The following is a 17,764-nucleotide window of genomic DNA, read 5'->3' as shown; positions in this document are numbered from 1 at the left end:
GCGAATTTATGGATGGCAGTGCGCAGGCGGCCGTGGCCGCTCCTCTCTATCGACGCACCATTGCAGGGATTTCATGCTGCGCGACAGCCGGTCATGGCCTTGTCACGTTGGTATGCCTGACCACGGTTTGTGGCCCGGAAATGTGGCCTTTCGAAGGACGGCACGGTGGAACGCCGTGCCGGTCGTCGCGGCCTCAAGTCGGGTGGGAGACGGTGACCTGGATCGCGGCCTGCATGCGCTCCAGCGCGCGCCCCGCGCTGGGTGCGTAGTTCACCATCGCCAGGAAGCCGTGCACCAGGCCGTCGACGCGCACCACGTCCGTGGGCACGCCGGCCTGGCGCAGGCGTTCGCCATAGGCTTCGCCTTCGTCGCGCAAGGGGTCCAGGCCGGCGGTGACGATCAGGGCCGCGGGCGAGGCCGAGAGGTCGGGCGTGTGCAGTGGCGATGCCAATGGGTCCCGGCGCTTCGCGGCGTCGGGCTGGTACTGGTCCCAGAACCACATCATGTCGCGCCGCGTGAGCAGGTAGCCCTCGGCGAATTCGTGGAAGCTCTTCGTGTCGAAGTCGCAATCGGCCACCGGGTAGGCCAGCACCTGCAGGGCCACGCGTCGGGCGGGCTTCGTTTCGTTGTGCAGGCGCGAGGCCACGCTGGCCAGGTTGCCGCCCGCGCTGTCGCCCATGGCGATCAGCGCGCGCACCGGCGCAGCGATGCGCGCGTCGGCCTGCGTCGCGGCCCAGGCGATCGCGGCGCGCGCGTCGTCCAGCGGCAGAGGGAACGGATGCTCGGGCGCCAGCCGGTAGTCCACCGACAGCACCGCGCAGCCCGTGCGCTGCGCGAGCGCGGCGGTGAAGGGGTGGTACGAGGCCACGGTGCCGATCACCCAGCCGCCGCCGTGGAAGTACACGATGAGGCCTTTGGGATCGGGCGAGGGCACGTACAGCCGCACCGGCAGCGCGTGGCCGTTCGACGAGGGAATGCTGAAGTCCTCGACCCGCGCCACCTCGGGGGCGGGGCCGAACAGCAGGTCCATCAGCGTGGCGCCGCTGCGCGCCTGTTGCGGCGTGCTTTGCCAGAAGGGCGTACGCCCGGCGTCCTTGACCTTCTGCAGGAGGGCGGCGATTTCGGCGTCCATGTCGGTGGTTCCGTTCCCCGCGCTCAGGCCTTGGGCTTGTAGCGTTGGATCAGCGCGCGCGCCTCGGCCAGAAGCTTGTTGCCGTCGAAGCCTTTGCCGGTGACTTCCTTCACCCAGTCGGCGGTCACGGGCTCGGTGAGCTTGATGAACTCCTCGGTCTCGGCCTTGCCCACCACGTGCACGGTGTTGCCGCGGTCGATGACGGATCGTCGAACGATCGGGTCGGCCTGCGCGATCACGCGGCCGTACATGGCCGAGGTGTCGGCGCCCGAGTTGTTGTCGATGACCTTCTTCAGATCCGCCGGCAGGCCTTCGTAGCGGGCGCGGTTCATGGTGAGGAACTGCACGCTGTTGTTGAAACCGGGCATGCCCTGCGGGAACTCGGTGTGGAACTTCGTCAGCTCGTCGAGCTTGGCGGCGGGCACCGTGTCCCAGGGAATGATGGCGCCATCGATCACGCCCTTGGAGAGTGCATCGGGGATGGCGGGCAGCGGCATGCCCACCGGCACCGCGCCCACGTTCGCCAGGAACTGCGTGGCGCGGCGCGACGGGCCACGCACCTTCATGCCCTTGAGATCGGCGGCCCTGGTGATGACCTTGTTCTTCATGTGCAGGATGTTCAGGCCATGGGTGTGCGCGGCCAGCAGCTTGACTTCGCGGAACTCGTCGGCAGCGTTGGCGCTGACGTACTCCCACACCGCGCGGGACGAGCCCTCGCCGTCGTACGTGAAGAAGGGCAGTTCGAACACCTCGCTGCGCGGGAATCGGCCCGGCGTGTAGCCGGACAGGGACCAGATCACGTCCACCACGCCGTCGCGCGACTGGTCATAGAGCTGCGCCGGCGCGCCGCCCAGCTGCATGGAGGCATAGCCCTCGAACTGGATGCGCCCGCCCGATTCCTTCTCGATCTTCTGCATCCAGGGCGTGATGACCTTGCTGTACACGTTGGACGTGGCCGGCACGAAAGTGTGCAGGCGCAGCTTGACAGGGTTCTGCGCCGAGGCGGGCAGCACGATGGCGGGCGCTGCCAGGGCAGCAGCGGACTTGAGCAGGGTTCTGCGATCCATGGTTTGTCTCCTGAAAAGAAAGGTGGGGCCCGGGCTGCGTCGGCTCAGGCGATGTCGAATCCCTGGTAATCGTTCGCCGCGACCTCTTCGATGAGCCGGCGGTACAGCGGCACCCCCGACACGAAGGCCATGAACACGCGCGGCTTGCCTTCGATGTTGGCGCCCATGTACCAGCTGTTCGCGCGCGGGTAGAGCGTCTTGTTGGCCTCGTCGGCGCAGCGCTTCACCCAGGCGTCCTCGGCGTCCTGGCGCGCGGCGATGCGCCTGGCGTCGCGCGCCTTCGCCGTCTGGATGAGCCGCATGATCCAGTCCACGTGCGTTTCGATCGAATGCACCATGTTGCTCAGCACCGAGGGGCTGCCCGGGCCGGCGATCACGAACAGGTTGGGGAAGCCGGCGATGCCGATGCCCAGGTAGGAGGTGGGCCCATGCTCCCACTTGTCGCGCAGCGCCACGCCGCCTTCGCCGCGCAGGTCGATCGACTTGAGCGCACCGGTCATGGCGTCGAAGCCGGTGGCGAAGACGATGGCGTCGCAATCGAACCGGCGGCTCTTCGTGCGGATGCCGCTGGGCGTGGCCTCCACGATCGGGTCGGCCGACACGTCCACGATGTCCACGTGCGGCAGGTTGAAGGTCTCGTAGTACTTCGAGTCCACGCACAGGCGCTTGGTGCCGAAGGGCAGGTCGTCCTTCGGGCACAGCACCTCGGCCTTGCGCGGGTCCTTCACCGCCTCGCGGATCTTGCGGCGCGCGAACTCGGCCACCAGGCGGTTGGTCGAGAGGTTGGACATCTGGTCGGCGAAGGTGCGCAGCATGCGAAAGCCGCCGCCCGCGCCGCGCCAGCGGTACTCCAGTTCGGCGATGCGTTCCTCGTCCGTCATCTCGGCCGCCGTCTTCGTGTTGGCGTTGAGGAACTGGCCGGTGATCGCCTCGCGGCCCATGGCGCGGCGCTCGGGGTAACGCGCCTTGGCGGCCTTCAGCGCCTCGGGGGTGAAGGGCACGTTGTGCGCCGGCACGCTGAAGTTGGCGGTCCGCTGCAACACGGTGAGTTCCTTCGCCTGCGCCGCGATTTCCGGGGTCATCTGTACGCCGCTGGAACCGGTGCCGATGAGCACCACGCGCTGGCCCGTGAAGTCCACACCCTCGGTGGGCCAGCGTGCGCTGTGGTACCAGCGGCCCTGGAAGTCGTCCAGGCCTTTCAGGTCGGGCTTCTGCGGGATCGACAGGCCGCCCGTGGCCATCACGAGGTAGCGGGCTTCGAAGGTCCTGCCGTCGGCGGTGGCCACGGCCCAGAGCGCGCGGGCTTCGTCGTAGTGCGCTGTGGTGACGCGGGCGTTCAGCAGGATGTCGTCGCGCAGGCCGAAGCGATCGACCACATGGTTCATGTAGCGCAGGATCTCGGCCTGCGGGGCGTAGCGCTCGCTCCACTCCCATTCCTCTTCGAGCTCGCGGCTGAAAGAGTAGGAATAGTCCAGGCTCTCCACGTCGCAGCGCGCGCCGGGGTAGCGATTCCAGAACCAGGTGCCGCCCACACCGTCGCCCATCTCCAGGGCCTTCACGCTCATGCCCGCCTCGCGGGCCTTGTACAGCTGGTAGATGCCTGCGAAGCCGGCGCCCACCACCACCATGTCCAGTTTCATCGTCGTCATGTCCGTGCCTGTTTTGGTTGTTCAATCAACCTAAATCCAGTATCGCGTCCATTAGGTTGACTTGTCAACTTGCGAGCCGCAGAATCCGATCAATGACAGACGAGGATCTTCTCGACCGGCGCGTGCTGGTGACAGGGGGCGCGGGCGGTATCGGCCAGGCCTGCGCGCGGCATTTCCTGGACCGTGGCGCCCGGGTGACGTTGGTGGACGTCGACGGTGAACGGCTTGAGGCCGCGCGCGAGCGCCTGGGCGGCGAGCGCGTGACCGTGGTGCGCAGCGCGCTGGGCGACGCGCGGGCCTGCGCGCAGGCGGTGGCCGCCGCGGGCGGGCCCCTGCACGCGCTGGTGCACATGGCGGGCGTGTTCGAGCACGACCCGCTCGACCCCGAGGACCGCTCCGTCTGGGAGCGCGCGATCGCCAGCAACCTGAGCAACGCCTACGAGATGGTGCTGGCCTTTCGCGCCGCGCGCGACGAGCGCAGCCTGTCGCGCGTGGTGTTGTGCAGTTCGCGCGCCTTCCAGCGCGGCACGCCCAACCGCGCGGCCTACGCGGCGGCCAAGGGCGGCATCGTGGGCCTGGTGCGCGCCTTTTCTCGCGACCTGGCGCCAAGTAGCTGCGTGAACGCGGTCTCGCCCGGGCTCATCCGTACGCCGATGACCGACGCGCTGGTGGCGGCCATGGGCGCGCAGCGGCTGGCCGAGATTCCCCTGGGCCGCTACGGCGAGCCCGACGATGTCGCCGGTGTGGTCGGCTTCCTGTGCAGCGACGCGGCAAACTACGTCACCGGCCAGGTGATCACCGTCGATGGCGGCGTGATCAACGGATAAGTTCCTTCCAGCCCCGTCACCGAACCATGCAACTCGATCTCGACCGATACGTGCCCGGCCTGCTGCTCTGGCTGTCCAACAAGGTGTCCAGCAGCGCCTCGGCGCTGTACCACGAGCGCTTCGGCGTCAGCGTGACGGAGTGGCGTGTGCTGGCCTACTTCAAGATCCACCCCTGGTCCACCGCCTCCAAGGCCTGCGAACTCATGGGCCTGGACAAGGCGGCCGTGAGCCGCTCCATCGCCAATCTGGTGGGCAAGAACATCCTCGAGGCCCGGCCCCAGGGCCTGCGCAAGATCGAGTACCGCGTGACCACCGAGGGCAACCAGCTTCACAACGCCATGTACCGCTTCGCCATGGCGCGCGAGCAGGCGCTGCTCAAGGGCATCGACGACGCCGAGCGGGCGGTGCTGATCGACCTGCTCAAGCGCATGCTGGACAACCTGGGCGAGGTGCAGCAGGTGGGGCGCGTCGGGCGACAGGCCCCTCAGGTGGCGGGCGCACCGGGCCAGCGGAACAGCGGTGCGATGAACGCCGCCGTGCGCCGTGTGGCAGGGGCCAGGGCCAGCGCGAGCAGGACCCAGTCGCGCGGCATCTGATGCGCGCCGCTCAGGCCGAGGCCGCACAGCAGCAAGGCCAGCAGGCCGGCGCCCGCCAGCGCCAGGCCGGCGGCCGTGGCCTGGTGTTCCAGGCGCACCAGGAGGCGCACTGACCGGGCGGTGATCCGGCCTGTCATGGGCCCGGTCATGACGGCCTCCGCCTGGCCTCGAGGATGAGGTTGAACGGTGTCTCGGCGGCGCGCCGGAAATGCGCGAAGCCCGCCTGACGGAACACTTCGGTCAGGCGCTTCTGGCCGGCCTGCGCCCCCAGCACGAGTTGCCCGCCTTCCGAGATGGCGTGCGCGCAGCAGATGGTGGTGGAGGCCGAGTAGTAGAGGCGGGCCACGGTGTCGCGGTTGTCCTCGGGACGGTCCTTCGCATAGGGCTCCACCAGCATCACCGTGCCGTCGTCGGCCAGCACCTCGCCCGCGTGGCGCGCGGCCGCAACCGGGTCACCCAGGTCGTGCAGGCAATCGAAGAAGCAGACCAGGCCGAAGCTGCGCGCGGGCACCTGGGTGGCACTCGCCACGGCGAAGCTCACGCGATCGGCCACGCCCGCCGCCTCGGCGTTGCGGCGTGCCTGCACCACGGAGTCGGGGTGCACGTCGTAGCCGAAGAAGCGCGAGCGGGGGAAGGCCTGGGCCATCAGCACCGTGGAGTGGCCGTGGCCACAGCCGATGTCGGCAACCTCGATGCCCGCTTCGAGTCGGTCGACCACACCGTCGAGCGCCGGCAGCCATTGCGGCACCAGACTGGCGCGGTAGCCGTTGCGGTAGAAGGCGGCCACGCCGCAGGCCAGCCGGCCGTCGTGCTCGCCCCAGCCCACGCCGCGCCCGGTGCGAAAGGCCTCCAGGGTCTTGCCTTCGTCCGTCCACATGGAGGCGGGTACGTTCCAGGCCGGCGGAATGAACACGGGGCTGGTCTCGTCGGCCAGCACCATCGCCTGCTCGGGCGAGAGTTCGTAGGTGTCGCTCAGCGCGTGGTGATCCACGTAGCCGGCGGCGGCTTGCGAGTTGAGCCATTCGCTGACGTAGCGGGTGGCGCAGCCGGCGCGCTGGGCGAGCTCCTTGGCGCTGAGCGGCCCGGCACCGGCCATGGCCTTGTACAGGCCCAGGCGGTGGCCCAGGCTGACCATGACGCCGCCGTAGCCGGCGGCCAGGTCTTGCATGGCGCGGTTGACGAAGGATTCGAGGCGCGTGTTGTCGAGGACGGGGGCATCCATGGTGGAAATCCTTTCAAGCCCTGTCGGGCCGTGGGGGTGGTTGGGTGGTGAAGGCATGGTCGCCGCCGGGGGCGAGCTGCGGCAGTGGCGATCGCGCCCGAAAACGGTTCTTTCCTGCCATCGGCGGGTTCACAATCGCGCCGCATGGACACCCCGGCCCCCTCCGCGCGCGCCGCGCTGCACGTGAGCCTGGTGGCGCTGCCCGAGGCCGCGGCCGCCACGCTGTTCGGCATTCACGACGTGATGAACGCCTTCTCGCTCATGGGAGGGCCAGGCACCACGCTGGGCGCCTGGGCACCGTTCGAGATCGAGATCGTGGGCGAGCGCCCGGGCACGCTGGACCTCGTCAGCGGCGTGCCGGTCACCATCCGGCGCGCTGTCGACCAGATCGACAGGACCGACATCGTCATCGTTCCGTCGGTGGTGGTGCGCGGCGAGGCCTGGGTGAAGGACCGCTACCCGGGTCTGGTGCGCTGGGCGCAGGCCATGCACGAGGGCGGCGCGCTGCTGTGCTCGGCCTGCTCGGGCATCTTCCTGCTGGCCGAGACCGGCCTCTTCGATGGCCGCGACGCCACGGTGCACTTCGGCTACGCGCGCAGCTTCGCGGCCACGCACCCGAAGGTGCCGATCCACCCGGAACGGGTGCTCGTCATTTCCGGACAGCGCCAGGAACTGGTCACCAGCGGTGCGTCGACCACCTGGCACGACATGGTGCTGTACCTCATCGCACGGCACGCGGGCGCCACCGCCGCGCAGGAAGTGGCGCGCCTGTTCGCGCTGCAATGGCACCAGGACGGGCTGACGCCCTTCATGGTGTTCGAAGGACGCAAGGACCACGGCGACGCCGAGATCGAGCAGGCACAGCAATGGCTGGCGCAGCATTTCTCGGTGGCCAGTCCGGTGGACGAGATGATCAAGCGCTCGCGCCTGGCCGAGCGCACCTTCAAGCGCCGCTTCGCCGCCGCCACCGGTCTGGCCCCGATCGACTACGTCCAGCGCCTGCGCGTGGAAGACGCCAAGCGCCGCCTGGAGCGAACCGACGCCCCCGTGGACGAGATCAGCTGGCGCGTGGGCTACGAGGACGCCGCCTTCTTCCGCCGCCTGTTCCGACGCACCACCGGCATGAGCCCGGGCGCCTACCGCAAGCGCTTCCAGGTGCCGGCGTTCGCGCGGCCTTGAAGCGGCCGCGGCCCTGTGCCCGCCCCTGACACGCCAACCAAGCGGCTCAAACCCCGCCGCAAGCCGCCCGGTACCGCGGCTCGTTGTCCAGCACGTGCTCGCGCAGCAGCGCGCTTGCCGCCGCCACGTCGCCATCGCCCACCGCGTCCACCAGCACCTGGTGGCTCTTCACCGCGTTGTCGATCGGTGAGCGGTGGCGCAGCGCGGTGAGCTGTGAGCGCAGCACCTCATAGCCCGAACGCACGTAGGGGCTGGGGCAGTGCTCGAAGAACTGCCAGTGGAAGGCCATGTCGATGCGCGCCAGCGCCGGCAGGTCGCGCGCGGCTTCGGCGGCCTTCATCTCCTTCACGCACTGCTTCATGCCCTTGAGCAGCCCCGCGCGGTTGGCCGCCATGGCTTCGCGCAGGGCCTCGGTCTCCACCAGCGCGCGGAAGCGGCAGAGCTGGTCCACCTCCTCGGGCGTGAGGCGAAAGACGAAGGTGCCGCGCTGCGGGTGGATCTGAACGAGCCCCTGCGATTGCAAGCGCACCAGGGCCTCGCGCACCGGCGTCTTGCTCACGCCCATCAGCGCCGCGAGCTGCGCCTCCGACACCTGTTCGCCCAGCTTCAGGTCGCCGGTGACGATGGCCGCGCGGATGCGCTCGCCCACCACGTCGGTGAGCAGGCGGGGGCGCTCGAGCTCGAGTTGTCGGGTCATGGGGTTTCGGATCGTGAAGCCGCAGTGTAAGGGGTTTCCCTCAATCCTATATCTGAGATATCAGATACTATCCCGGGCAAAACCCTGATGCCCAGCACCGGAGACAGCCCCTTCATGGCGTTCAGCGAATCACCGGCCCGCCGCTCGCTGGCGGGCCGCCTGGAGCACGGCTTCGTGCGGCTCAACCAGGCCCTCATCGTTCTGCTCATGGCCTCCATGGCGGTCCTCGTGTTCGCCAACGTGGTCATGCGCTACGTGTTCAACCAGTCCATCTTCTGGGTGGAGGAATTCACCCAGATCCAGATGATCTGGGTCGCCTACCTGGGCGCCGGCCTGGCCCTGCGCGAGGGCCGCCACGTGGCCGTGGACATGCTGCAGGACCTGCTGCCCGCGCCGCTGCGCCACGCCATCCGCTGGTGCATCGCCATTGCCACGGCGCTGTTCCTGCTGGCCCTGGTGGTGCTGGGCGTGCAGATCGCCGAGTTCACCTGGAGCCAGGAAACCCCGGCCATGGGCCTGCCCGCCGGGCTGCCCTACCTCGGCATTCCGCTCGGCGCGGCGGCCATGCTGCTGCACCTGCTGCTGTTCTGGCGCCAGTTCATCGCGCGCGAGTTCGTGCAGACGGAAGAGCTGGACGACCACCATGAGGAGGCCCACGCATGAGCGCGGTTCTCTTCATCGTCTTCGTCGTCGGCCTCGCCGTCGGCGTGCCCATCGCCCTGGCCATGGGCGGCGCGGGCCTGCTGGCCCTGGCCATCGACGGCAACCTCTCGCTGCTGTCGGTGCCGCAGCGCTTCTTCGACGGCATCAACAGCTTCCCGCTGATGGCCGTGCCTTTCTTCATCCTCGCGGCCGACCTCATGACGGCCAGCGGCATCACCACCGCGTTGCTGCGTTTCGCGGGCGCCATGGTGGGCCATGTGCGCGGCGGCATGGGCCACGTCAACGTGGTCACCTCGGTCATGTTCGCGGGCATCAGCGGCTCGGCCCTGGCCGACGCGGCCGGCCCCGGCGCCATCGAGACCCGAATGATGGCGCGCAGCGGCTACGACAAGGCCTACTCGGCCGCGCTGTCGGCCGCCACCTCGGTCATCGGGCCCATCATCCCGCCCTCCATCGTGATGGTGATCTACGCGCTCACCGACAGCCGCGTCACGGTGGCCGGCCTGTTCCTGGCCGGCGTGGTGCCGGGCCTGCTCATGGGCCTGGCGCTGATGGCCATGAACCACTACCTGTCGCTCAAGCGCGGCTACGGCACCGTGGGCACGGCGCCGTCGTGGGGCGTGCGCCTGCTCGCGCTGTGGAAGGCCACGCCCGTGCTGCTGATGCCGGCCATCATCATCGCGGGCATCCTCACCGGCCTGTTCACGCCCACCGAGGCCTCGGCCGTGGCGGTGTTCTACGCGCTGTTCATCGGCCTGTTCGTCACGCGCACGCTCAACGCGCGCCTCATCTGCCGGGTGCTGCTGCAGAGCGGCCTGGTCACCTCGGCGGCGCTCATCATCGTGTCCATGGCCTCGCTGTTCGCCTGGCTGCTCACGCTGCTGCAGATCCCGCAGACCATCGGCGCGGCCATCGGCGGCATGACGACCGACCCCGTGACCATCATGCTGATCGTGATGGTCTTCGTGCTGGTCTGTGGCCTGTTCATCGACACGCTGCCGGCCGTGATCATCCTGGTGCCGGTGCTGGCGCCGCTGTCGGACCAGTTCGGCATCCACCCCCTGCACTTCGCCATGGCCATCGTGCTCAACCTCACCATCGGCCTGGCCACGCCACCGGTGGGCGGGGTGCTGTTCGTGATGAGTTCGGTGGCGCGCCTGCGCCTGGAAGAACTCACGCGCGCCATCCTGCCGCTGCTGGGCGCCCTGCTGGTGGTGCTGCTGGCCGTCGTGTTCATTCCCTCGCTCAGCACCTTCGTGCCCGGCCTGTTCGGCTACGCGCGCTGAGTGGTTCTGCCCCTTCCCCAACCACAAGGAGACACCCGCCATGAAGTTCAAGACCCTCGCCGCCGTGATGGGCCTGGCCCTCGCGCTGCCCTTTGCCGCGCAGGCGCAGAAGACGCTGAAGTACGCGCACTTCCAGCCCGCCAAGGACGACCAGCCCAAGCACGTGGCCGCGCTCGCCTTCAAGGAGCACGTGGAGAAGGCCACCAACGGCTCCATCAAGGTCGAGATCTTCCCCGCCGGCCAGTTCGGCAAGGACCAGCCCACCATGGAGGCCCTGCGCCTGGGCACGCTGGAGATGGCCGTGGCCCACGACGGCGCCATCGGCACCGTGCACAAGCCCATCGGCGTGCTCGGCATTCCTTTCCTGTATGACAACCACGAGCACGCCTGGCGCGTGTACGACTCCGAGTGGCTCAAGGGCTTCTCGGACGACATGATCAAGAAGACCGGCATCCGCGCCCTGGGCTTCGCCGACAACGGTGTGCGCCACTTCACCAACAGTCTGCGCCCCATCCAGACGCCGGCCGACATGAAGGGCATGAAGATCCGCATCCAGCCCTCGCCGGTGTTCAAGGCGCTGGTCGAATCGCTGGGCGCATCCGCTTCGGCCATTCCCTGGGGCGAACTGCCCACCGCGCTGCAGCAGAAGGTGGTGGACGGCCAGGAGAACGGCGTCACCAACATCCTGGCCGCCAGCCTGTACCAGCACCAGAAGTACGCCACGCTCGACGGTCACGTGTGGTCCGTGCACGGCTACCTCGTGAGCGACCGCTTCTACACCCGGCTCACCGACGTGGAGAAGAAGGCCGTGAACGAGGGCGTGCAGAAGGCCATGGCCATCCACCGCAAGATGACGGCCGAGCAGGACAAGAACGCGAAGAAGATCCTCGAGGGCGTGGGCATGCAGGTGTACGAGCCCACCGCCGCGCAGATCGCCGAGTTCCGCAAGCTGGCCCAGCCGCCGGTTCGCCAGTGGGCCGAAAGCGAGATCGGCAAGAACTACGTGGACGCGCTGTTCAAGGCCGTGGAGGCGACCCGCAAGTGAGCGACCCGACACAGGGAGGCGGGCTCACGCGGCTCGTCGTCGCGCTCGACGACGGCTACGCGAGCTACGACCAGGAAGAGGCGGTGCTGGCCGCCGCGGGCGCGCGCTTCGCGTTGCGCCCCTGCAAACGCGACCCGAAACGCGCGCTGGAGGCCGCGCGCGAAGCCGACGTGGTGCTGGTGCGCGAATCGCCCCTGCCGCGCGAGGTGATCGAAGGCCTGTCGCGCTGCAAGGCCATCGTCCGCTACGGCATCGGTGTGGACAACATCGACCAGGTGGCGGCCAGCGAGCGCCGCATCATGGTGGCCAACGTGCCCGACTACGGCACCGACGAGGTGAGCTCGCAGGCCGTGGCGCTGGCGCTGGCCGTCTCGCGCCGCCTGTGGCTGCACGACCGCGAGGTGCGCGAGGGCCGCTGGTCCACCGGCGTGTTGCAGCCCATGTTCCGCCTGCGCGGGCGCACCCTGGGCCTGGTGGGCTTCGGGCGCATCGCGCGCATGACGCTGGAGAAGTTCGCCGGCTTCGGCTTCGGCCGCGTGCTGGTGAACGACCCGCGCGCCGAGCTGCCCGAGGGCGTGGAGCGCGCCGACATCGACACCCTGTGCGCCGAGTCCGACGTGATCTCGCTGCACGCCCCCTTCAACGAGCAGACGCGCCACCTCATCAACGCCGAGCGCATCGCGCGCATGAAAGCCACGGCCATTCTGGTGAACACGGCGCGCGGCGGCCTGGTGCACACCGACGCGCTCTACGAGGCCCTGGCCGCGCGCCGCATTCTTGGCGCGGGCCTGGACGTCTTCGAGCAGGAGCCGCCCGGCATCCACAAGCTCTTCAGCCTGGACAACGTGGTCGTGAGCAACCACATGGGCTGGTACAGCGAGGAAGCCATGCGCGACCTGCAGCGCAAGACGGCCGAAGAAGCCGCGCGCGTGCTGCGCGGCGAGGCCCCATTGAACTGGCTCAACCGGTGGTGAGGCCACTCGACACACCACCCAGCACCCCCTCCCGATTTCAAGAAAGCAGGACATGAAAGAACTGATCGACGGATTCAATCAAGTGGCCGTGGCCTCCGTGGCCGACGCGGTGGACAAGGTCTGCGGCAAGCGCGGCTACATGGCCGCCTGCATCAAGCCGCGCATCAACGACAAGCGCATCTGCGGCCCGGCCGCCACCGTGCTGGAAGCGGCCACCGACGAGTTCGTGCCGCCGCAGCTTGCGCTGGACCTGATCGACGAGGCCCCGGCGGGCAGCGTCATCGTCATCAGCATCGAAGGCGGCGAGCCCGACGTGGCGGTGTGGGGCGGCCTGATGACGGCCGGCGCCGTGGCCAACGGCCACGCGGGCGCCGTGCTGGACGGTGGTGTGCGCGACCTCACCGAGATCCGCCGCGACTACGGCTTCCCGGTCTACGCGCGCGACGTGAGCCCCGGCACCACGCTGGGCCGCTACCGCACCGTTGCCTCCCAGGTGCCGGTGCGCGTGGGCGACATCATGGTCCACCCCGGCGACATCGTGGTGGGCGACGTGGACGGCGTGGTGGTGGTGCCGCGCGCCCAGGCCGACGAGGTGCTGAAGATGGCGAAGGAGATCGACGAGCGCGAACTGGAGCAGGCCAAGCTCATCATCGCGGAGAAGTCGCTGCGCAAGGGCTTGGCCAAGTACGGCCGCATCTGAGATGGTGGAAGGAGCAGTGGTGGCGGAAGACGCACTCGACATCCTCGCCCTCGGCGAGGCCATGGTCGAGTTCAACCAGACCGGCGAGGGCAACGGCCGCCTGTACCTGCAGGGCTTCGGCGGTGACACGTCCAACTTCGCGGTGGCCGCCGCGCGCCAGGGCGCGCGCGTGGGCTACCTGGGCGCGCTGGGCGACGATCCCTACGGCGCGATGCTGCGCCGCCTGTGGGACGAGGAGGGCGTGGACCACGCGAGCGTGCTCGCCGACGCCGCGGCATTCACCGCCATCTACTTCGTCACGCACGACGAGCGCGGCCACCACTTCAGCTTCTTCCGCACCGGCTCGGCCGCCAGCCGCTACACGGCGGCGCAGCTGCCGCGCGAGCGCATCGCGGCGGCCAGGGTGCTGCACCTCTCGGGCATCTCGCTCGCCATCTCGCCCACGGCCTGCGACACCGCCTACGCGGCCATGGCCATCGCGCGCGAGGCCGGCACGCTGGTGTCCTTCGACACCAACCTGCGCCTGAAGCTGTGGCCCGTGGACCGCGCGCGCGCCGTGATGAGCGACGTCATCGCCCGCTGCGACATCTGCCTGCCCAGTTACGACGACGTGGTGGCCATCTTCGGCCTCACCGACCCCGACGCGCTGGTGGACCACTGCCTGCGCCTGGGAGCGAAGCAGGTGGCGCTCAAGCTGGGCGAGAAGGGCGCGCTGGTGGCGGACGCGAACGGGCGCCACCGCATCGACCCCTTCCCCTGCCAGCCGGTGGACGCCACCGGCGCGGGCGACGCCTTCGGCGGCGCCTTCGTCACGCGCCGCCTGGCCGGCGACAGCCTGCTGGACGCGGGGCGTTACGCCGCGGCGGTGGCCGCGCTGTCCACGCAGGGCTATGGCGCGGTGGCGCCGATCCCGCGCGCGGACGAGGTGCGTGCGCGGCTGGCCTCGGGCTGATCAGCCGCCGTAGCAGCTTTCCAGCGCCGCCCAGCGCGAGACGCCGACGATGCGCCTGTGGTCCTCGAAGCCCACGCCCGACACCGCCGCGCCGCGGCGCGCCCGCGCAGCGCGCCCGCGCGGGGCGCTGAAACCGCCGCACGGCGGGAACCGCGTGCACTTTCACACAGGCCCGCGGGGCCGGGTTCTTAACTTTTGTTCACATCTGCCGAGATCGGGTGGGCCCAAAAACCAACTCAACCGGAGGAGTGAGATGAAAGCAAGAAGGGTGACATGGCTGGCCGTCCTGGCCACGCTGTGGCTGGCGGGTTGCGCCGGCATGCAAAGCCACCACGAGACCGCTTCCCAGATGCAGGCGGCCGGACAACAGGGGGATTTCAAGACGGCGCTGACGCGCCTGGACGAGCGCCACGCCTCGCCCGAGGCCCGCCAGGCGCTGCTCTACAACCTGGAGAAGGGCGAGCTGCTGCGCCTGGACGGCCAGATCGAACAAAGCACCGAGGCCTTCATGGCCGCCGACGCCAAGGTCCGGGAGTGGGAAGAGGCCGCCAAGACCAACCCCGACAAGCTCATGGGCCAGGTGGGCGCGGCGCTGGTCAGCGAGCGCCTCAAGGTCTACGAGGGCCAGGACTACGAGAAGGTCTGGCTCACCACCCGCATCGCCCTCAACCGCCTGGGCCAGGGCCGCATCGACGAGGCGCGCGTGGACATCAAGCGCACGCACGAGCGCGAGGCCGTGATCGCCGAGTTCCGCAGCAAGGAAACCCAGAGCACGGTCGAAGAGGCCAAGGGCCGTGGCGTGCAGGCCCAGGGCCGCGAGATCAACGGCTACCCGGTCGAGCTGCTGGACGACCCCGAGGTGCTGGCGCTGCAGAACGGCTACCAGAACGCGCTCAGCCACTACCTCGCCGGCTTCGTCTACGAATCGCTCAACGAACCGGGCCTGGCCGCGCCGGGTTACCGCAAGGCCATCGAGCTGCGCCCAGGCGCTCCCGCGCTCGAGGAGGGGCTGCGCGGCCTGGACGAGCGCACCGGTTTCACCTGGAAGCGCAAGCAGCGCATGACCGACGTGCTGTTCGTGGTCGAGGCCGGCGTGGCTCCCGCGCGCGTGCCCAGGGCCTTCACCCTGCCGGTGCCGGTGGGCACCAGCATTCGCACGGTGAGCATTTCCTATCCGGTGATCGACCCCTCGCGCGACGCCCTGCTGGAAACCCTGCAGGTGGGCGAACGCGCGCTGCCCCTGAGCAAGGTGGTGGACCTCAACGTGATGGCGCGCCGCGCGCTGCGCGATGAGATGCCCGGCATGGTGATGCGCGGCTTCTCGCGCGCCATCGCCAAGGGCGTGATGCAGGACCAGCTGCAGAAGCAGGGCGGCCTGCTGGGCGGGCTGATCGGCATCGTGGCCTCGGCCGCCACCGAGCAGGCCGACGACCGCATGTGGCGCATGCTGCCTGGGCGCGTGTACATCGCCCGCGCGCACCTGCCGCCCGGCGAGCACGAGATCGTGTTGCACGGCGTGAGCTTCGGCAAGGCTCGTGTGGACGGCCAGTACGCGGTGGTGCCGCTGCGCCTGTACGACGGCCGCCCGCTGGCGGGCGCCGTGGGTCGCTTCGGCGATCTGCCGCTGACGGAAGCGGTGGCCTTGCCCGCCGTGGAGCCCGCCAAGCCGGCCGCCAAACCCGCAGCCAAACACGCGGCCCGCAAGGCCCGCGCCAACCCCCCGGCCAAGCCCGCGGTGGCCAAAGCGGCGGCCGCCCTGTGAACGCTTTGAAGGAACACCCGACCATGAACCGCATCCTCAGCGTCTGCGCCACCGTGTGGCTGAGCGGCGCCTGCCTGCTGGCGGCGCCGGCCTTCGCCGACGCCGTGCCGCCTTCCATCTCGCCCGCCGTGGCCGCCAAGCTGGCCTGGCGCGGCGAAGCGCCCGACATGGCCGTGCCGGAGATCCGCGTGGCGCGCCGTGGCGGCTTCCTCTCGGTGCAGTCGGACCTGCGCAACGGCGGCGAGAAGGACCAGACCCTGTACTACCGCTACCGCTGGCTCGACCAGGCCGGCAACCAGGTCGGCGACGGCGACGCCTGGAAGCAGCTGAACCTGTTCGCCAAGGCCCAGCAGACGCTCAAGGGCACAGCCCCGCACCTGAGCGTCGCCGACTTCCGCCTCGAGCTGAGCTTCGAGGCTCCCTGAGCCCCTTCACGTCCAAGGCAAGACCCCATCATGAAAACCCGAATCCTTCTCGCCCTGGTGCTGGTCGGCGTGCTCGCTGGCTGCGCCACCAAGCGCAGCCAGCCCGTGGTGCGCTTCGACCGCCAGGTCAACTACGGCGACGCCAAGGCCGTCGAACTCGTGACCAACGAGTTCGGCTCCAGTGACCTGCAGCTGATCGCCGAGGCCATGGTTGGCAGCCTGCTCGAGACCGAGGTGCTGCAGGGCCGCCCCACGGTGACCATCGCCACCGTGCGCAACAAGACCAGCGAGTACGTCGACACCACCAACGTGATGAACTCGATCCGCACCGCGCTGACCAAGTCGGGCAAGGTGCGCTTCGTGGCCAACATCAACGAGATGCAGAACCAGGTCGACGAGCTCAACCGCCAGAACCAGAGCGGCCTCTACAAGGGCAACAGCACTGCCAAGCTGGGCAAGATGACTGCGGCCAAGTACCGCTTCGAGGGCGAGCTGACCAGCATCGTGAAGCAGAACAACACCACCAAGGACGTGTTCTACAAGTTCACGCTGAACCTGTTCGACAACGAAGAGGGCACGCTCGAATGGGCGGACGAGAAGGAAATCCGCAAGACCAGCAAGCGCTGATCGGAGGCACGCGATGAACCCCTTCACCCCTTCCCGCCGCGCCTTCGCCGCCACGCTCGCGGCCTGCGCTTCCCTGTTCGCCGGCGCCGCCTGGGCGCAGGCTGCGCCGCGCATCGCCGTCACCGACCTCGGCTACACCGAGCGCGTGGCCGAGTACTTCGAGGCCGCCACGGCCCGCCAGCAGAGCGCCATGAAGGCAACGCCGAGCTCGCTCAGCGCGAGCGGCAGCGCCAGCATGACCTACGTGGCCGGCACGCATTCCTACCTGGAGCACCGCGAGCTGCGCGCCTTCAGCAACGACATCCGCGGCGCCCTGCTCAAGGGCACGTCCTTCCGCCTGGTGCAGGGCAAGGGCTTCGACGCGGGCGATCCCCAGCCCTCGGCGGCCGAGCGGGCGCTGCAGCAGGTGCAGACCGGCAAGATGGCCAAGCCGGCGCGCCGGCCCGACGTGAACGACATCGTCGCGCGCATCCGCAAGGGTGAGTTCGCGGGCGCCGACTTCGTGTTGTTCGGCCAGCTCTCCAGCGTCGAGTTCCGCGACCAGCTCTCGCCGCTGCAAGGCACCAGCAGCGCCACGCACCAGTACAGCCTGGACCTGCTGGCCGACTTCTCGCTGATCGACACGCGCACGCTCGAGATCAAGGCCGCGTTCTCGGCCCAGGGCGCGGGCAACGACACCAAGCTGCTGTCGGCGCGCGGCGACGTGATGCCGCCCAACCGCGCCAAGGTGATGCGCGAGACCTCGCAGAGCCTGGCGGCCGAGGTGTTCGCGCAGCTCGGCGAGCAGCTCTCGCTGGACCGCGCGCTCGCGCCGCGCCTGCGCGGTGCCGCGCCCACGGGTGGACCGAACGCGCCCGCCGGCGCGGCCCCGGCGCAGCCCGAGGTGATGATCCTGCGCTGAGCGCTGCCATGCCCGCGTGGCCCCGCTCCGGTCGGTGGCTGGCGGCGGCCGCGCTGCTGG

At 69.4% G+C, this 17,764-nt stretch carries 18 protein-coding genes; 13 read left to right on the top strand and 5 right to left on the bottom strand.

Features of this window, described 5'->3' with window-relative positions; translation table 11 throughout:
• Positions 1-193 precede the first annotated feature (193 nt).
• From GTO19_RS21045 to GTO19_RS21035, 3 genes are read right to left on the bottom strand one after another with little or no spacing between them, the layout of a single operon-like run.
• Positions 194-1,132, bottom strand: coding sequence for an alpha/beta hydrolase (locus GTO19_RS21045; RefSeq protein WP_291024573.1), 939 nt, complete (start codon positions 1,130-1,132; stop codon positions 194-196).
• 23 nt (positions 1,133-1,155) lie between these two features.
• Positions 1,156-2,199 carry a TRAP transporter substrate-binding protein gene (locus GTO19_RS21040; protein WP_291024571.1) on the bottom strand — a complete coding sequence of 348 codons (1,044 nt, stop codon included), beginning with the start codon at positions 2,197-2,199 and terminating at the stop codon, positions 1,156-1,158.
• A gap of 44 nt (positions 2,200-2,243) precedes the next feature.
• Complete coding sequence (locus GTO19_RS21035) at positions 2,244-3,848, bottom strand: NAD(P)/FAD-dependent oxidoreductase (RefSeq protein ID WP_291026943.1); 1,605 nt, start codon at positions 3,846-3,848, stop codon at positions 2,244-2,246.
• A gap of 92 nt (positions 3,849-3,940) precedes the next feature.
• On the opposite strand from GTO19_RS21035, the gene GTO19_RS21030 reads away from it, so the two are divergent.
• Positions 3,941-4,675 carry an SDR family NAD(P)-dependent oxidoreductase gene (locus tag GTO19_RS21030; protein ID WP_291024566.1) on the top strand — a complete coding sequence of 245 codons (735 nt, stop codon included), beginning with the start codon at positions 3,941-3,943 and terminating at the stop codon, positions 4,673-4,675.
• A 26-nt stretch (positions 4,676-4,701) separates the two neighbouring features.
• Complete coding sequence (locus tag GTO19_RS21025; protein WP_291024564.1) at positions 4,702-5,271, top strand: MarR family winged helix-turn-helix transcriptional regulator; 570 nt, start codon at positions 4,702-4,704, stop codon at positions 5,269-5,271.
• Positions 5,272-5,416: 145 nt separating this feature from the next.
• On the opposite strand, the gene GTO19_RS21020 is transcribed toward GTO19_RS21025, so the two are convergent.
• Positions 5,417-6,493 (bottom strand): class I SAM-dependent methyltransferase, encoded by a 1,077-nt coding sequence (locus GTO19_RS21020; protein WP_291024560.1) that lies wholly within the window; start codon positions 6,491-6,493, stop codon positions 5,417-5,419.
• Positions 6,494-6,637: 144 nt separating this feature from the next.
• Between GTO19_RS21020 and GTO19_RS21015 the strand changes: the two genes are divergently transcribed.
• Positions 6,638-7,672, top strand: a complete 1,035-nt coding sequence (locus tag GTO19_RS21015; protein ID WP_291024557.1) for a GlxA family transcriptional regulator — start codon at positions 6,638-6,640, stop codon at positions 7,670-7,672.
• Between the two features lie 46 nt (positions 7,673-7,718).
• Here the strand turns inward: GTO19_RS21015 and GTO19_RS21010 are convergent, their stop codons facing one another.
• Entirely contained in the window at positions 7,719-8,369 is a 651-nt protein-coding gene (locus tag GTO19_RS21010; RefSeq protein WP_291024555.1) for a GntR family transcriptional regulator, read from the bottom strand.
• 87 nt (positions 8,370-8,456) lie between these two features.
• Between GTO19_RS21010 and GTO19_RS21005 the strand changes: the two genes are divergently transcribed.
• From GTO19_RS21005 to GTO19_RS20960, 10 genes are all read left to right on the top strand, one after another.
• Complete coding sequence (locus GTO19_RS21005; RefSeq protein ID WP_291024552.1) at positions 8,457-9,032, top strand: TRAP transporter small permease; 576 nt, start codon at positions 8,457-8,459, stop codon at positions 9,030-9,032.
• Entirely contained in the window at positions 9,029-10,318 is a 1,290-nt protein-coding gene (locus GTO19_RS21000) for a TRAP transporter large permease (RefSeq protein WP_291024549.1), read from the top strand. Before GTO19_RS21005 ends, GTO19_RS21000 begins: the two co-directional genes overlap by 4 nt.
• A gap of 40 nt (positions 10,319-10,358) precedes the next feature.
• Positions 10,359-11,363 (top strand): DctP family TRAP transporter solute-binding subunit, encoded by a 1,005-nt coding sequence (locus GTO19_RS20995; protein ID WP_291024546.1) that lies wholly within the window; start codon positions 10,359-10,361, stop codon positions 11,361-11,363.
• Entirely contained in the window at positions 11,360-12,337 is a 978-nt protein-coding gene (locus GTO19_RS20990; RefSeq protein WP_291024544.1) for a C-terminal binding protein, read from the top strand. Before GTO19_RS20995 ends, GTO19_RS20990 begins: the two co-directional genes overlap by 4 nt.
• Before the next feature lie 52 nt (positions 12,338-12,389).
• On the top strand, positions 12,390-13,037 hold the full coding sequence (locus GTO19_RS20985; protein WP_291024542.1) for an RraA family protein: 648 nt from the start codon (positions 12,390-12,392) through the stop codon (positions 13,035-13,037).
• Positions 13,038-13,056: 19 nt separating this feature from the next.
• Complete coding sequence (locus GTO19_RS20980) at positions 13,057-13,989, top strand: sugar kinase (protein WP_291024540.1); 933 nt, start codon at positions 13,057-13,059, stop codon at positions 13,987-13,989.
• A gap of 253 nt (positions 13,990-14,242) precedes the next feature.
• Entirely contained in the window at positions 14,243-15,751 is a 1,509-nt protein-coding gene (locus GTO19_RS20975) for a hypothetical protein (RefSeq protein ID WP_291024538.1), read from the top strand.
• A gap of 23 nt (positions 15,752-15,774) precedes the next feature.
• Entirely contained in the window at positions 15,775-16,176 is a 402-nt protein-coding gene (locus tag GTO19_RS20970; protein ID WP_291024536.1) for a YcfL family protein, read from the top strand.
• 30 nt (positions 16,177-16,206) lie between these two features.
• Positions 16,207-16,803 carry a penicillin-binding protein activator LpoB gene (gene lpoB, locus GTO19_RS20965; protein ID WP_291024534.1) on the top strand — a complete coding sequence of 199 codons (597 nt, stop codon included), beginning with the start codon at positions 16,207-16,209 and terminating at the stop codon, positions 16,801-16,803.
• A gap of 13 nt (positions 16,804-16,816) precedes the next feature.
• A complete protein-coding gene (locus GTO19_RS20960; protein WP_291024532.1) occupies positions 16,817-17,704 on the top strand; it encodes a hypothetical protein in 888 nt (295 codons plus the stop codon).
• The last annotated feature ends 60 nt before the right edge of the window (positions 17,705-17,764 follow it).

The sequence above is a fragment of the Hydrogenophaga sp. genome (genome assembly GCF_011772445.1).
Taxonomy (GTDB): Bacteria; Pseudomonadota; Gammaproteobacteria; order Burkholderiales; family Burkholderiaceae_C; genus Hydrogenophaga.
The sequence above is the reverse complement of the archived record's forward strand: the minus strand, read 5'-3'. Positions and strand labels throughout refer to the sequence as shown.

Coding starts and splice junctions, on each gene's coding strand:
- GTO19_RS21045 (WP_291024573.1), bottom strand. CDS start 1,132: ATGGACGCCGAAATCGCCGCCCTCCTGCAGAAGGTCAAGGACGCCGGG.
- GTO19_RS21040 (WP_291024571.1), bottom strand. CDS start 2,199: ATGGATCGCAGAACCCTGCTCAAGTCCGCTGCTGCCCTGGCAGCGCCC.
- GTO19_RS21035 (WP_291026943.1), bottom strand. CDS start 3,848: ATGACGACGATGAAACTGGACATGGTGGTGGTGGGCGCCGGCTTCGCA.
- GTO19_RS21030 (WP_291024566.1), top strand. CDS start 3,941: ATGACAGACGAGGATCTTCTCGACCGGCGCGTGCTGGTGACAGGGGGC.
- GTO19_RS21025 (WP_291024564.1), top strand. CDS start 4,702: ATGCAACTCGATCTCGACCGATACGTGCCCGGCCTGCTGCTCTGGCTG.
- GTO19_RS21020 (WP_291024560.1), bottom strand. CDS start 6,493: ATGGATGCCCCCGTCCTCGACAACACGCGCCTCGAATCCTTCGTCAAC.
- GTO19_RS21015 (WP_291024557.1), top strand. CDS start 6,638: ATGGACACCCCGGCCCCCTCCGCGCGCGCCGCGCTGCACGTGAGCCTG.
- GTO19_RS21010 (WP_291024555.1), bottom strand. CDS start 8,369: ATGACCCGACAACTCGAGCTCGAGCGCCCCCGCCTGCTCACCGACGTG.
- GTO19_RS21005 (WP_291024552.1), top strand. CDS start 8,457: ATGCCCAGCACCGGAGACAGCCCCTTCATGGCGTTCAGCGAATCACCG.
- GTO19_RS21000 (WP_291024549.1), top strand. CDS start 9,029: ATGAGCGCGGTTCTCTTCATCGTCTTCGTCGTCGGCCTCGCCGTCGGC.
- GTO19_RS20995 (WP_291024546.1), top strand. CDS start 10,359: ATGAAGTTCAAGACCCTCGCCGCCGTGATGGGCCTGGCCCTCGCGCTG.
- GTO19_RS20985 (WP_291024542.1), top strand. CDS start 12,390: ATGAAAGAACTGATCGACGGATTCAATCAAGTGGCCGTGGCCTCCGTG.
- GTO19_RS20975 (WP_291024538.1), top strand. CDS start 14,243: ATGAAAGCAAGAAGGGTGACATGGCTGGCCGTCCTGGCCACGCTGTGG.
- GTO19_RS20970 (WP_291024536.1), top strand. CDS start 15,775: ATGAACCGCATCCTCAGCGTCTGCGCCACCGTGTGGCTGAGCGGCGCC.
- lpoB (WP_291024534.1), top strand. CDS start 16,207: ATGAAAACCCGAATCCTTCTCGCCCTGGTGCTGGTCGGCGTGCTCGCT.
- GTO19_RS20960 (WP_291024532.1), top strand. CDS start 16,817: ATGAACCCCTTCACCCCTTCCCGCCGCGCCTTCGCCGCCACGCTCGCG.